At 54.3% G+C, this 13,734-nt stretch carries 12 protein-coding genes; 6 read left to right on the top strand and 6 right to left on the bottom strand.

What is annotated here, in order from left to right; all coding sequences use genetic code 11:
- Positions 1 to 54 precede the first annotated feature (54 nt).
- Positions 55 to 1,032, top strand: a complete 978-nt coding sequence (gene rpoS, locus NYR02_RS04655; protein ID WP_260975229.1) for an RNA polymerase sigma factor RpoS — start codon at positions 55 to 57, stop codon at positions 1,030 to 1,032.
- 83 nt (positions 1,033 to 1,115) lie between these two features.
- Here rpoS and fdxA read toward each other — a convergent pair whose 3' ends face one another.
- Complete coding sequence (gene fdxA / locus NYR02_RS04650; RefSeq protein WP_260975228.1) at positions 1,116 to 1,439, bottom strand: ferredoxin FdxA; 324 nt, start codon at positions 1,437 to 1,439, stop codon at positions 1,116 to 1,118.
- A gap of 221 nt (positions 1,440 to 1,660) precedes the next feature.
- The gene (mutS, locus tag NYR02_RS04645) at positions 1,661 to 4,294 is read right to left on the bottom strand and encodes a DNA mismatch repair protein MutS (RefSeq protein ID WP_260975227.1); all 2,634 of its coding nucleotides are present in this window, start codon (positions 4,292 to 4,294) and stop codon (positions 1,661 to 1,663) included.
- A gap of 74 nt (positions 4,295 to 4,368) precedes the next feature.
- Between mutS and NYR02_RS04640 the strand changes: the two genes are divergently transcribed.
- The 4 genes from NYR02_RS04640 (at position 4,369) to NYR02_RS04625 (ending at position 7,741) form a co-directional block, all read left to right on the top strand.
- A complete protein-coding gene (locus NYR02_RS04640) occupies positions 4,369 to 4,854 on the top strand; it encodes a CinA family protein (RefSeq protein ID WP_260975226.1) in 486 nt (161 codons plus the stop codon).
- Between the two features lie 171 nt (positions 4,855 to 5,025).
- A complete protein-coding gene (gene recA / locus NYR02_RS04635; RefSeq protein WP_260975225.1) occupies positions 5,026 to 6,063 on the top strand; it encodes a recombinase RecA in 1,038 nt (345 codons plus the stop codon).
- Complete coding sequence (locus tag NYR02_RS04630) at positions 6,044 to 6,526, top strand: regulatory protein RecX (RefSeq protein WP_260975224.1); 483 nt, start codon at positions 6,044 to 6,046, stop codon at positions 6,524 to 6,526. Before recA ends, NYR02_RS04630 begins: the two co-directional genes overlap by 20 nt.
- 198 nt (positions 6,527 to 6,724) lie before the next feature.
- The gene (locus NYR02_RS04625) at positions 6,725 to 7,741 is read left to right on the top strand and encodes a helix-turn-helix domain-containing protein (RefSeq protein WP_260975223.1); all 1,017 of its coding nucleotides are present in this window, start codon (positions 6,725 to 6,727) and stop codon (positions 7,739 to 7,741) included.
- Between the two features lie 6 nt (positions 7,742 to 7,747).
- On the opposite strand, the gene NYR02_RS04620 is transcribed toward NYR02_RS04625, so the two are convergent.
- From NYR02_RS04620 to NYR02_RS04605, 4 genes are all read right to left on the bottom strand, one after another.
- Complete coding sequence (locus NYR02_RS04620; protein WP_260975222.1) at positions 7,748 to 9,031, bottom strand: NAD(P)/FAD-dependent oxidoreductase; 1,284 nt, start codon at positions 9,029 to 9,031, stop codon at positions 7,748 to 7,750.
- A 117-nt stretch (positions 9,032 to 9,148) separates the two neighbouring features.
- Positions 9,149 to 9,379 (bottom strand): hypothetical protein, encoded by a 231-nt coding sequence (locus tag NYR02_RS04615; protein ID WP_260975221.1) that lies wholly within the window; start codon positions 9,377 to 9,379, stop codon positions 9,149 to 9,151.
- A 24-nt stretch (positions 9,380 to 9,403) separates the two neighbouring features.
- Complete coding sequence (locus tag NYR02_RS04610; protein WP_260975220.1) at positions 9,404 to 10,369, bottom strand: tetratricopeptide repeat protein; 966 nt, start codon at positions 10,367 to 10,369, stop codon at positions 9,404 to 9,406.
- 95 nt (positions 10,370 to 10,464) lie between these two features.
- Positions 10,465 to 10,668 carry a YgaP family membrane protein gene (locus tag NYR02_RS04605; protein WP_260975219.1) on the bottom strand — a complete coding sequence of 68 codons (204 nt, stop codon included), beginning with the start codon at positions 10,666 to 10,668 and terminating at the stop codon, positions 10,465 to 10,467.
- Positions 10,669 to 10,916: 248 nt separating this feature from the next.
- Here NYR02_RS04605 and alaS point away from each other — a divergent pair, with 248 nt between their 5' ends.
- Positions 10,917 to 13,547 carry an alanine--tRNA ligase gene (gene alaS, locus NYR02_RS04600; protein WP_260975218.1) on the top strand — a complete coding sequence of 877 codons (2,631 nt, stop codon included), beginning with the start codon at positions 10,917 to 10,919 and terminating at the stop codon, positions 13,545 to 13,547.
- Positions 13,548 to 13,734 lie beyond the last annotated feature (187 nt).

Raw genomic sequence — 13,734 nt, 5'->3', positions numbered from 1 at the left:
CACACAACCTGTTTCGGTTCAGGTTCAGGACGATAACCAAAGGCGGGAATGAATATGGCAGTACAACAACGAGAATTACGCGAAGAAGACGTTTTTGATGATGTAGAAGCGCTGGCGCTGGTGGAAGATGCTGAATCTGAGCAGGACTCAGCGGAAGAAACTCCGGAACGCTTTGCCGCCGATACATCGTACAAAACGATGGATGCTACTCAGTTGTATCTCAATGAGATTGGGTTTTCCCCACTGCTGTCTGCGGAAGAAGAAGTGCACTATGCACGTCTGGCCCGCAAGGGTGATGAAATGGGTCGCCGTCGCATGATTGAAAGTAACCTGCGACTGGTGGTTAAAATTTCACGCCGTTATGTGAACCGCGGCTTGTCACTGCTGGATCTGATTGAAGAGGGCAACCTCGGTCTGATCCGCGCCGTAGAAAAGTTTGATCCGGAACGCGGTTTCCGCTTCTCGACCTATGCCACCTGGTGGATTCGTCAGACGATTGAACGCGCCATCATGAATCAGACCCGCACCATCCGTCTGCCGATTCACGTGGTAAAAGAGCTGAATGTTTATCTGCGTGCTGCCCGCGAACTGACGCAAAAGCTTGATCATGAGCCAAGCGCAGAAGAGATCGCAGCCCTGCTGGAAAAACCGGTAGAAGATGTAAAGCGCATGCTTAAACTGAATGAGCGTGTAACGTCTATCGACACGCCACTCGGACCGTCATCCGACAAATCGATTCTTGATACCATCGCCGATGATCGTGTTACCGATCCGGGCGAGGAGCTGCAGAATCAGGATATTCAGGCCAACCTTGATCGCTGGATCGAAGAGTTGCCGGAAAAACAGCGTGAAGTGTTGTCCCGTCGTTTTGGTCTGCGCGGTTATGAAACCAGCACGCTGGAAGATGTAGGCCGCGAAATTGGCCTGACCCGCGAACGTGTGCGTCAGATCCAGGTTGAAGCGCTGAAACGCCTGCGTGAGATCATGGAAAAGCAGGGACTGAACGCAGCCACTCTGTTTGGTGATGCTTAATCACCAGACAGCAGCAATAAAAAAGCGGCCATTGGCCGCTTTTTTATTGCCCGGTATTCAGCCGGTGCAGTCGATCTGCAAACTCAGCGCTCGAGGTGCTGCAGCTTGTCCGGAACACCATCCCACTCTTCGGCATCCGGCAGCGATTCTTTTTTCTCGCTGATGTTTGGCCATACGTCAGCCAGTTCGGCGTTCAGTTCGATGTACTGCTCCTGACCGGCGGGTACTTCATCTTCCGAGAAGATCGCCTCAGCCGGGCACTCAGGCTCGCACAGGGCGCAATCGATGCATTCGTCCGGGTGAATCACCAGAAAATTCGGACCTTCGTAGAAACAGTCAACCGGGCAGACTTCCACGCAGTCGGTGTACTTACATTTCACACAGTTATCAGTAACGACGAACGTCATCTGGGGTATCTCCTAATCTCGCAAATCATCGGCGCTGTTCCCCGGTTCTTGGCAGGCGGGTAAGGATACCAGCCTCCGGGTGTTTGAATAATCCGCCATTCTAGGTACGAGCGGGCAGCGGAGCAAGTTCGCACGATAGAAATATGGGTTATAGCCTGCAGACTAATGGTTCTAACGAAGCCAATTTACTCCGCAGGCTGGCTATAAGCTGACTGCTGCGTTTACAGCAGCGTCTTCAGTTCGTACATCAGTTCCAGCGCTGCCCGTGGTGATAATTCATCTGGATTCAGGGCGGCAAGGCGCTCTTCGACGGCCGATGGCATTACCGCGAACAGGTCATTCTGCAAGGGGTGATCCGCTTTGGCTGAGGCCTTGTTAGCCGTACTTTGAGCGGCTTGTGGTGCGCTCTGTCCGGTGCTGCTGAATGATGGCGGCAGTGCCGTCGGGCTGACCCCGGAACTCTGTTCCAGATGCAGCAGTTGCGCTTTGGCCTGTTGAATCACGCAGTCTGGTACGCCGGCCAGTTGCGCCACCTGTAAACCATAACTCTGGCTGGCTGGCCCTTGCTCGACCGAGTGCATAAAGATAATACGGTCGTCATGCTCGGTCGCTTTCAGGTGAACGTTTACTACGTTGCTGTGATTGTCCGGCAGGGCGGTCATTTCAAAGTAGTGCGTGGCGAACAGGGTGAATGCGTTGATGTGTTCCGCCAGATGGGCTGCGCTGGCCCAGGCCAGCGACAGGCCATCGAAGGTGCTGGTCCCACGCCCGACTTCATCCATTAATACCAGGCTCTGTGCTGTGGCGTTGTGCAGAATATTGGCGGTTTCGGTCATTTCCACCATAAAGGTTGAGCGGCCACCGGCAACATCATCGGAGGAACCCATACGGGTAAAGATCCGGTCGATCGGGCCGAGCGTGCAGCGTTCGGCGGGCACGTAGCTGCCGATGTGTGCCAGCAGGACAATCAGTGCAACCTGACGCATATAGGTCGATTTACCGCCCATGTTCGGACCGGTAATGATCTGCATATTCTGCTGGTCATCGAGGCAGGTGTCGTTCGCCACAAAAGGATCGACGATCAGGTTTTCAATTACCGGGTGGCGGCCCTGCTGGATGTCCACAACCGAGTCGCTGACCAGCTGGGGTTGCACAAAGCGCAGGGTTTCGGCGCGCTCGGCCAGGTTGGAGATCACATCCAGTTCCGACAACGCCGCTGCACACACCTGCAGTGGAATCAGGTCTTCGGCCAGGGCCTGCACCAGTTCCTCGTACAGTGCTTTTTCACGGCTTAAGGCGCGGCTTTTAGCGCTCAGTGCTTTATCTTCAAAGGTTTTCAGCTCCGGGGTGATAAAACGCTCGGCATTTTTCAGCGTTTGACGACGGATATATTCGGTCGGCGCAGCATCGGACTGGGCTTTGGATATTTCGATGTAATAGCCGTGTACGCGGTTGTAGCCCACTTTTAAGGTGCTGATACCGGTGCGTTCTTTTTCCTGTTCTTCGAGTTTGATCAGGTAGTCGCCGGCGTTTTCGCTCAGTGCGCGCAGTTCGTCCAGCTCGCTGTCGTAGCCTTCAGCAATGACACCGCCGTCACGGATAATCACCGGTGGATTTTCAATAATGGCTTTGCTCAGGCGTTCAACCCACTGCGGAAACTCCGGTGCGCGCTCCAGCAATTGTGCTGCCAGAGAGCTGTCGAGACGAGTCAGTTGCTGGCGGATATCCGGTACGATGGTCAGTGCATCGCGCAGCCGCGCCAGATCGCGTGGACGGGCAGAGCCCAGCGCCACGCGCGATAAAATACGTTCAATATCACCCACCTGTTTCAGGCTGCTGTGCAACTCTTCGGCGGCGTAGTGCTGAATAAGCTGGGCGATGAGCCCTTGCCGCTGTTGCAGTAAAGCCTGCTCGCGCAGTGGGCGGTTAAGCCAGCGCTTGAGCAAACGGCTGCCCATCGCCGTGGCGGTTTTATCCATAATCCAGGCCAGGGTGTGCTGACTGTCACCTTTCTGGTTGATGTCGATCTCCAGATTCCGGCGGCTGGCGGGGTCGATAATAATGGCGTCGTCCGGTTGCTCAATCTGCAGCGAGCGGATGTGCGGCAGGTTATTGCGCTGGGTTTCCTGGGCGTAATTGAGCAACGCACCGGCAGCACGGATCGCGACTGTCATATGCTCACAACCAAAGCCGCGCAGGTCGCGGGTTTTTAGTTGTTGAGTTAACAGGCGGAAGGCGGTGTCTGATTCAAAGTGCCACGGTGCCTGTAATTTGGCCCCCTGACGTTCGCGCATTCCGTTTGGCTGGCGCTGATCTTCATTGAGTAATAATTCGGCCGGACGCAGACGTTCGACCTCGGCCAGAAGAGCATCTTCACCGTCGACTTCCAATACCGAGAACCGCCCGGAGCTGATTTCCAATACGGCTAAGCCATGACGCTGCTGTTCGGAGCAGAGGGCAACCAGCAGGTTATCCGAGCGTTCATCCAGAAACGCCTCATCGGTCAGGGTGCCCGGTGTAATCACGCGCACCACTTTGCGCTCAACCGGCCCTTTGCTGGTCGCCGGATCACCGATCTGCTCGGCAATAGCAACGGACACGCCCTGCTTTACCAGACGGGCGATGTAGTTGTCGGCGGCATGATAAGGAATGCCGGCCATTGGAATCGGTTCACCACCACTTTGACCGCGCGCGGTTAAGGTGATGTCGAGTAACTGCGCCGCACGCTTGGCATCGCTGTAAAATAATTCGTAAAAATCGCCCATGCGATAGAACAAGAGAGTGTCGGAAAATTCGGCTTTGATGCGGAAGTACTGTTGCATCATTGGCGTGTGCTGGGCAGTTGCCTGGCTCATCGGGCGAGTGTCCTTAAAAAACGGGCGTGTTAATGTAAACAGCTGATTGTAAGTGATTCCGCGAGGATACAGAAATGAGCCCTGAACTGAATGCTTCCATTACCGTGCTGGCCGAAATACTGCAAAGCCGTAACTTGCGGCTGGTCACCGCGGAGTCCTGTACCGGTGGCGGTATCGCCAGTGCGCTGACGGATATGGCGGGCAGTTCGCAGTGGTTTGAATGTGGTTTTGTCACCTATTCCAACGAAGCTAAAATCCGTTATCTGGGTGTGCCGCCGCTGGTCATCGAACAGACCGGCGCGGTTAGTGAAGAGACCGTGCGCGCCATGGTGGCGGGAGCGGTCAATAATAGCCTGGGCGACCTGGCGGTGGCGGTCAGTGGTGTGGCCGGCCCCGGTGGTGGATCCGACGAAAAACCCGTTGGCACCGTCTGGTTTGCCTGGGGAAACGACGAGCATCAGATTACCGAGTGCTGCCATTTCCCCGGCAATCGTGAGCAGGTGCGCGCGCTGGCGGTGGTGCATGGTGTTCAGGGATTGTGCCGCTGGTTATCTTGCTGATGCCGTATCCGGTGTTGATTGATGCCGGGTCACCGCCGCTTAAAAAAGAAGGGTTGGCGCTGGCAATAAGCTGTGCTTAAATACTGGTTAAATTTACAGTGATTGGTCCGGTGCAAGACAACAGACCTCTCAGCCTGAATCACCACAGTTAAACACAGACAGGACAGAGCGATGGATGCTAACAAACAAAAAGCACTTGATGCGGTACTGAGCCAGATTGAACGTCAGTTTGGTAAAGGCGCCATTATGAAAATGGGTGAACAGCCGCGCGAAGCCATTCCCGCTATTTCTACCGGTTCATTGGGACTGGATATCGCTCTGGGTATTGGCGGTCTGCCGGTTGGCCGTATCGTTGAGATCTACGGCCCGGAAAGTTCCGGTAAAACCACACTGTGTTTGTCGGTGATGGCACAGGCGCAGAAAATGGGCAAATCCGTTGCCATTATTGATGCCGAGCACGCACTTGATCCTCTGTACGCCGAAAAGTTGGGCATTGATCTGGACAGTCTGCTGGTGTCTCAGCCAGATACCGGCGAGCAGGCGCTGGAAATTTGTGACAGCCTGGTGCGCTCTGGTGCGGTGGACGTCATCGTTGTCGACTCCGTTGCAGCTCTGGTTCCTAAAGCTGAAATTGAAGGCGATATGGGTGACAGTCATGTTGGTCTGCAGGCACGTCTGATGTCGCAGGCGCTGCGTAAAATCACCGGTAACGTTAAAAATGCCAACTGTCTGGTGATCTTTATTAACCAGATCCGTATGAAAATCGGTGTGATGTTCGGCAGCCCGGAAACGACTACCGGCGGTAATGCGCTGAAGTTTTACTCTTCCGTACGTCTGGATATCCGTCGTATTGGTTCGGTAAAACAGGGTGACGAAGTTATCGGTAACGAAACCCGTGTGAAAGTGGTGAAAAACAAAGTATCGCCACCGTTCAAGCAGGCCGAATTCCAGATCATGTATGGTCAGGGGATTTACCATATGGGCGAAGTTATTGATCTGGGTGTTAAGTGCGGATTGGTGGATAAATCCGGTGCCTGGTACAGCTATAAAGGCGACAAGATTGGCCAGGGTAAGGCGAATGCTGCTTTATTCCTGCAGGATCACCCGGAAATGGCCAGTGAGATTGAAGCAGGAATCCGCAGTCAGATGCTGGCGGTAGCTGTTACATCCGACACGACCAGTGAAGTGGATGAAGAAACCGAAGCCTGAGCTGACGCAGGTTGAATTACGCCGGGCAGCCGTTGATCTGCTGTCCCGGCGTGATCATTCCCGCCGCGAGTTAACACGCAAACTCTCACCGAAAGCAGCCGATCCCGAAGATGTGGACAGGGTGCTTGATGATCTTGCCGAACGTGATTGGCAGTCTGATGAGCGTTTTGCTGAATCCTTTCTGAACAGCCGCTGTCACCGTTACGGCCCTTTGCGCTTGCAACAGGAGCTGCGTGAAAAAGGCCTGAACAGTGAACAGATTCAGGCGGCTATCGCCAACTTAGCAACCGATTGGTTCGAGCTTGCGGCCGAGTTTGCCCAGCGCAAATGCAGTGGCGGGCTGGAACGTAACGATGTGCGTGAACGCGCCCGGTTGTACCGTTTTCTGGCTTATCGCGGCTTTAATGGCGACCAAATCAACTACGCACTGGAACAATTGCAGGCATCCAGCTTGCCGGAATAAATCAACTTTCCGGTGCTATCTAGTGAATTTTCCTGACTAAACTGCCTTTTTCACGACATTATTTCCACTGTCGCCTCAGTCTATTGACACTCTCCTCACTGCTAACCATGATCGAATTGGTACATTTATATATAGAACATCTGTTCAATTTCCGGTGGAGACCGGCAATTAATAATCATAAGATCGTTGGGGAGGGATATGAGCCCAACTGTACAGGTCGATATCGTACTGGTGCAGCACCTGCTGAGTTTCTGGGACAGTCAAGGTATTGATATCACTCCTGTCTGGAGTTTATTAAGCATGACGCCGGCGCAACCTATGCCGCCATGGGTCGATGCTGACAAGCTGAAGCTTGCCCACCAGTATGTCGCCGCACAAGGCAGCGATAGACTGCTGCCTGCCCGTACCGGTCGATATCTGGCGCAACGCGATTTGCCGCTTAGCCGCTTGTTAAAATATTCTGAGAACCTCTCTCAGGGATTGCCGGCCGCATTACGTTTTATGCACCTGTCGGTCGGCAGTATTCACTTCGTTATCAGTGCCGGAGAGCACAAAGTGGTGGTTCGGGCTGAGCCCCATGCCGGATTGCAGCTTTTGCCGCAGCAGTTACTGCAAGCCGTGGTTACCCTGGCGGAAGCCTGCCATCAGGTATTGGGCAGCGGTTATGCCGACCATGATCTGACCGTATCTGCACCACTGGAATCTGCACATATTGCCGAGCTTAACGATTTTCTGATTCCCGATGTCAGGGCCGGCGATCACTATACGCTGGAGATATCGGCTGCCGCCTGGCAGCGTCTGAATCCGCGGCAGCAGCCTATTTTGTACGTCAGTCTGTTGCGCGATTTTGATCGTAATGCCGATAAGTTTCAGGAGCAGTTGCGGCTGTACAGTGAGCTGCGACGCATTCTTCAGGGCTGTTTGCTCAAGCGTCAGGTTTCTCAGGAGGAGGTTGCCGCCCAGTTGAGCATCAGTGTGCGCAATCTTCAGCGTCGGCTGAAGGCGCTGGGCACTACTTACCAGGCGTTGCTTGATGAGAGTCGTCAGACCATCGCCATGCGTTTGATCCGGGACGAGAGTCTTCCGTTGTACGAAATCGCATTTATGGTTGGCTACGCTGAACCCAGTGCGTTTTATAAGGCCTTTAAACGTTGGACGGATGCAACGCCTGGTGATTACCGCCAGGCGTTGATCACTGAAACCAACGAAGCCTGAGGAGGCTCAGTGCAGCTTCAGGCGTGGCCGGATCACTTTGTTTATGTGGCCTACCAGACTCAGTAGCAGCGTGTGCCAGTAGCCGTGTAAGGCAATCTGGTGCAACCGGTACAGTGACACATAAACAATCCGCGCCAGTCTCCCCTCAATCATCATCGAACCGCTGGTCAGGTTGCCCATCAGGCTACCTACCGTACTGTAGCGGCTGAGAGAAACCAGCGAACCTTTATCGCGGAAAACAAACTCCGGCAAAGGCTGACCCTGATGGTGAGCGCGCAACGCTTTAACCAGATGGCTTGCTTGCTGGTGAGCGGCCTGGGCGCGTGGTGGAACGGGCTTGCCGTCGCTGTGCATAACACTGCAGCAATCGCCCAGAGCAAAGATATTGCTGTCTTCTGTTTGCAGGCTGGCATTGACGATCAGCTGATTGGCGCGGTTGGTTTCCAGCCCCAGCGTTTTCATGAATTCCGGTGCCTTGACGCCGGCGGCCCAGACCTTAAGGCGTGCCGGAATAGTACCCTGATCTTTGGTCACAAAGCCTTCTGCGTTGGCTTCGGTAATCAGTGTGCCGGTGCGCACTGCGACGCCCAGCACTTCCAGCTCACGCGTGGCGGCCGCTGATATTCTCGGTGGCAACGCCGGAAGAATACGCTCGCCGGCTTCAATTAAAGTCACTTTCAGCTGTTCTGGTGATACGTTTTTCAGACCGTAGCTGCTCAGTACTTCAGCGGTGTTGTACAACTCAGCAGACAATTCCACCCCGGTTGCACCGGCACCGACAATAGCGATTTCCAGATTACGCGGGTTCTCGCTGTTGCTGGCACGCAGAAATTCGTTGAGTAATGTGCGGTGAAAGCGTTCGGCTTGCTGACGACTATCGAGGAAGATGCAGTGATCTTTTGCGCCGGGGGTGCCGAAATCATTCGTTACGCTGCCGATGGCAATTACCAGGGTGTCGTAGCTGACGCTGCGCTGCGGAACGATTAATTCGCCCTGTTCGTCATGAATCGGTGCCAGCACCACTTCACGTTGTTCGCGGTTCAGACCGGACAGACGTCCAAGCTGAAAATTAAAGCCATGTACCTTGCCATGGGCGCGGTAGTTAAGCTCATCGATTCCTGAATCCAGTGCGCCGGTGGCGACTTCGTGCAGCAGGGGTTTCCACAGGTGGGTGGGGTTGGCATCAATAAGAACGACTTCGGCTTTGCCGCGCCGTCCGAGCTTGCGCCCTAATTGGGTTGCCAGTTCCAGTCCGCCTGCACCACCGCCAATAATGACGATACGTTGCATGGTGAGACTCCGGTAAGTGAAAAAACTGCCGCCATTATACGGACAAAGCTGTCACTATTGGCCGCTTTTATTCATCAGAATTTCACATTAGCGGAGTATGCCGGTGAACGCTGTGTTTCAGCGATCAGGAAGAGGTGGTGGCTGCTGCCAGATGCCCAGTAAATGGCTGGCACCGGCTAATAAAATGCCTGTTGCCAGCAGTAACAGTATCCGTTGCAGCCAGACCGGCATTGTTTTCCAGCGCAGATGCCAGTGCAGGAAACGCACGTGGCCAAAAGGGCCGATGGCGAGATGCAGCATCAGCAGCACCATGGCCGGAACCATGGCAATCAGCACAGCAGTGATCATTATATTGTCCGGTGATGGCCGCGCTTATTCGGCGCCTTGCCATTGTTGCAGGTGATTGGCGCAGACCTGACGATTCAGGGCTTCTTCTGCACTCAGTACCGGCAGTTTAACGCATTGCTGCAGCAGTGTGATCATGCTGTCGTGGTACTTATCCTCATCCAGTCGGGCGAGGGCATTAACATATTCGTTGTAGATAACCGGCAGCTGGTTCTGCAGTTCCAGTGCGCGGCTGAATGCTGCCAGGGCGCGGCTTTCGGTTGAACCATAAGTAATGCGGCCGACAAAGGAACCAACACGCTCAACCACACCGGCATGCAAGCCGCCCAGCATGGCCGGATAGAGCGCCTGTTGTGGATAACGTTCCTGCAGATTGGCCATGGCATCCTGGGTATCGCCAAGAAAGCCGGTCGCCGTGGCGGCGCTGGTATCCAGTAGTTCGAGAATGCGGGCATGAGCATAAGCCAGGCCAAATTCGGCGAAAGCGTAGTCCGGTGCAAGCGGCAGTAAACGTTCAGACTCGGCGGCTGCTTCACGGAAGGTGGCAAGCTTGGTGTCTTTGTCCTGCACAATCAGTGCGGCGTACATCAGCTTGGAATACAGCGCAGGAATCGCACCAGCAGGCCCGAGTTGTTTGCCCAATTCATAGGCTTGCTGAAAGCGGCCTTCATAATGCAAACGCCAGACCTGCTGGCTGGCGGCTGCCAGTGGCTGCAGGTCGTCGTTGAGCAGTGCCTGTAAAGCCGGGTGAGCATCCGGTTGGCGTGCCTGGGCTAGGGTAAATTCGGCGAGTTGCGGATATTTCGCCATCATGTCGCGGAGAAAGGTTTCGTCCGGATAGGGCAGGCCGGGCCCCTGATTCAGTTGTGGCCAGAATTCCTGCAAGCGACTGTCGCTGTAGTCGAACTGCGGCAGTTCGGCAGGATACGGTTGCCAGTCAGCAGCAAATGTCTGACAGCAGAAAAATAACAATAAAATAGATACAGAACGCATAAACCCTCCGGATGACGGCGGGATTATAGCGGGGAAGGTTGACCGGAACCTGTGAATTCCGGCCAATGTCAGCGGGTTATTCTCTGCCAGTCCTATTATTGGAAGGCTTTACCGGTGCTGACGCCCAATTTTTTCAGAATCATCGCTAGTGGGCAAAAACCACTGAATGCCGCCTGAAACATATTGGCACCGACGAACGCGGTGAACCATAACCAGTAGGGGCTGTGAATCTGTGACAGGCCAACGCTGATCAGAACAAACAGGCCGGCAATTGCGAAAATCATGCGATCGACATTCATAACATCACCTTTCTCTAAATTAGAATATGCTTATATAGTTATCTTTTGGGGTTAATTCGTCAAGTGGTCTTTTATTGCCGGTCTGTCCACGGGATATATGACAGCTTGTGATGATCAATGACCGTCAGGCTGCGCTAGCCACGGCTCAGATAACGAACCCTCACGCAGGGACTCGGCCTGAAGCGCGCAAACCGCTATACTCCTTCTCCTTTAACTTTGACTAACCGCTTCCGGATACCCGCAGCCGTATGAAAAGCTCAGACATTCGCAAGGCATTCCTTGATTACTTTGCCTCCAAAGGCCATGAAGTGGTGCCATCAAGCCCACTGATTCCCGGTAATGACCCGACATTACTGTTTACTAATGCTGGTATGGTGCAGTTCAAGGATGTGTTCCTTGGTCAGGACGAACGCAGCTACAGCCGCGCTGTATCGTCGCAGCGCTGTGTGCGTGCCGGTGGTAAGCATAACGATCTGGAAAACGTCGGCTATACCGCGCGTCACCACACCTTCTTTGAAATGCTGGGTAACTTCAGCTTTGGTGATTACTTTAAAGAAGACGCCATCAAGTTTGCCTGGGAATTCCTGACGTCGCCGCAGTGGATGAACCTGCCGAAAGAAAAGCTGATGGTCACGGTTTACGCCGAAGACGACGAAGCCTATGACATCTGGAACAAACAGATGGGCATTCCGGCGGAGAAAATCGTGCGTATCGGCGACAACAAGGGCGCGCGTTACGCATCGGATAACTTCTGGGCAATGGGAGATACCGGCCCGTGTGGCCCGTGCACCGAAATCTTCTTCGACCATGGTGAACACATCTGGGGCGGGCCTCCGGGATCAGCGGAAGAAGACGGTGATCGCTTCATCGAAATCTGGAACAACGTATTTATGCAGTTCAACCGTCAGCCTGACGGTGAAATGCTGCCGCTGCCAAAACCCTCGGTCGATACCGGCATGGGGCTGGAGCGTATTTCCGCGATCATGCAGGGCGTACACAGCAACTACGAAATCGATCTGTTCCAGGCGTTGCTGCAAGCCGCCGGCGAACTGACTGGCTGCAAAGATACCGAGAACAAGTCTCTGCGCGTCATTGCCGACCATATCCGTTCAACCAGCTTCCTGATTGTTGATGGTGTGCTGCCATCCAATGAAGGCCGTGGTTACGTGTTGCGCCGTATCATCCGCCGCGCCGTACGTCATGGTCATATGCTGGGGGCGCCGGTGGGTTTCTTCCACAAGCTGGTGGCCGCTCTGGTTGAGCAGATGGGCGAAGCGTATCCGGAGCTGCGTACGTTGCAGGCGCACGTTGAAAAAGTGCTGCGTCTGGAAGAAGAACAGTTCGCCAAAACGCTGGATAAAGGTATGGCGATCCTGAACGATGCTATCGCCGGTCTGAAAGGCGACACCATTCCGGGTGAAACCGCTTTTAAACTGTACGATACCTATGGCTTCCCATTGGATCTGACCGCCGACGTAGCGCGTGAGCGCGATCTTAAAGTCGACGAAGACGGCTTTAACGTCGCGATGGATAAACAGCGTGAAATGGCCCGCTCGGCAGGCAACTTTGCTGGCAACTACGGCAAAGGTCTGGAAATCGACGGCAGCACTCAATTTCTCGGTTACACCCAGCTGGAAAATACCGGCAGCGTGAAAGCCCTGTTTAAAGACGGTGTGGCGGTTGAGCAACTGACAGCCGGTGACGAAGCGGTGCTGGTGCTGGATGAAACCGCCTTTTATGCCGAAAGCGGTGGTCAGGCTGGCGACAGTGGTTTCCTGAAAGCCAACGGCGTTGTCTTTCAGGTGAAAGACACCAGCAAAGAAGGCAAAAACCACCTGCACAAAGGTGTATTGGTAGAAGGTTCTGTAAAGGTCGGTGACCAGCTGACCGCGACCGTGGATGCGGAAAAACGCCAGTCCACCGCCATTCACCACTCGGCCACTCACCTGCTGCACGCAGCCTTGCGTAAAGTGCTGGGTGAGCATGTCAGTCAGAAAGGCTCGCTGGTAACTTACGACAAGCTTCGTTTCGACTTCTCGCATCTGGAAGCGGTTAAGCCAGAAGAGCTGGCCGAGATCGAAAGCATCGTTAACGCTCAGATCCGCGCCAATACCGAAGTAACGACCCGTCTGATGAACATCGACGATGCCCGTAACTCCGGTGCGATGGCACTGTTCGGCGAAAAATACGACGACGAAGTGCGCGTGCTGTCGATGGGTGTGGATGACTTCTCGGTCGAGCTTTGTGGTGGTACTCACGCCAAGCGTACCGGTGATATCGGCGTGCTGAAAGTCAGCAGCGAAAGCGGTATTGCCGCCGGTATCCGCCGCATTGAAGCGGTCGTGGGGCAGGCAGCGCTGGACTTTATTGCCCGCGAAGAAGCCACTCTGAACGGTATTGCCCGCAACCTGAAAGGTTCGGCTGATAACGTTGGCGACAAAGTTGAACAACTGATGGCGCGTAACCGTCAGCTGGAAAAAGAACTGGATGCGCTGAAATCCAAACTGGCTTCCAGTGCCGGCTCCGATCTGGCCAACAATGCGCAGGATATTAACGGCGTGAAAGTGCTGTCAGCCCGTCTGGATGGTGCCGATGTGGAAGCACTGCGCACCACGATGGACCAGCTGAAAAACAAGCTGGGTTCTGCGCTGATCATGCTGGCAGCAGAAACCGAAGGTAAAGTGACACTGCTGGCCGGTGTGACCAAAGACCTGATCGGCAAAGCCAAGGCCGGTGATGCGGTTAAAGAATGCGCGCCTTATGTCGATGGCCGTGGTGGCGGTAAGCCGGAAATGGCTCAGGCTGGTGGTCAGAAGCCGGAAGGCATCGACGATGCTCTGGCGGCCTTCAGTAAGTGGGCACAGGCGCAGTTGTCTTAAGCGTATGCAACACCAACACAGCGGGCATTGCCCGCTGTTTTTTTATCTGCAGATTGGCGGTTTATACGCTTTTCCTGACCGCGCTAATTTAAGCACGAAGATAAACGCTGATCAGGTATCAGACTGTTGCGTTTTAAGCCAATAGGCCATCTTTCTTGTTGTGTGCATTTGTTGTTTAATGAGCGCC

The organism is Thalassolituus pacificus (genome assembly GCF_025318105.1).
GTDB lineage: Bacteria > Pseudomonadota > Gammaproteobacteria > Pseudomonadales > Oceanobacteraceae > Venatoribacter > Venatoribacter pacificus.
Note: the sequence above shows the minus strand (reverse complement) of the source record. Positions and strands in the feature narration are given on the sequence as shown.

Coding starts and splice junctions, on each gene's coding strand:
- NYR02_RS04615 (WP_260975221.1), bottom strand. CDS start 9,379: ATGATCACTGCTGTGCTGATTGCCATGGTTCCGGCCATGGTGCTGCTG.
- mutS (WP_260975227.1), bottom strand. CDS start 4,294: ATGAGCCAGGCAACTGCCCAGCACACGCCAATGATGCAACAGTACTTC.
- NYR02_RS04630 (WP_260975224.1), top strand. CDS start 6,044: ATGAAGAAACCGAAGCCTGAGCTGACGCAGGTTGAATTACGCCGGGCA.
- NYR02_RS04625 (WP_260975223.1), top strand. CDS start 6,725: ATGAGCCCAACTGTACAGGTCGATATCGTACTGGTGCAGCACCTGCTG.
- NYR02_RS04610 (WP_260975220.1), bottom strand. CDS start 10,369: ATGCGTTCTGTATCTATTTTATTGTTATTTTTCTGCTGTCAGACATTT.
- alaS (WP_260975218.1), top strand. CDS start 10,917: ATGAAAAGCTCAGACATTCGCAAGGCATTCCTTGATTACTTTGCCTCC.
- rpoS (WP_260975229.1), top strand. CDS start 55: ATGGCAGTACAACAACGAGAATTACGCGAAGAAGACGTTTTTGATGAT.
- NYR02_RS04605 (WP_260975219.1), bottom strand. CDS start 10,668: ATGAATGTCGATCGCATGATTTTCGCAATTGCCGGCCTGTTTGTTCTG.
- recA (WP_260975225.1), top strand. CDS start 5,026: ATGGATGCTAACAAACAAAAAGCACTTGATGCGGTACTGAGCCAGATT.
- NYR02_RS04620 (WP_260975222.1), bottom strand. CDS start 9,031: ATGCAACGTATCGTCATTATTGGCGGTGGTGCAGGCGGACTGGAACTG.
- NYR02_RS04640 (WP_260975226.1), top strand. CDS start 4,369: ATGAGCCCTGAACTGAATGCTTCCATTACCGTGCTGGCCGAAATACTG.
- fdxA (WP_260975228.1), bottom strand. CDS start 1,439: ATGACGTTCGTCGTTACTGATAACTGTGTGAAATGTAAGTACACCGAC.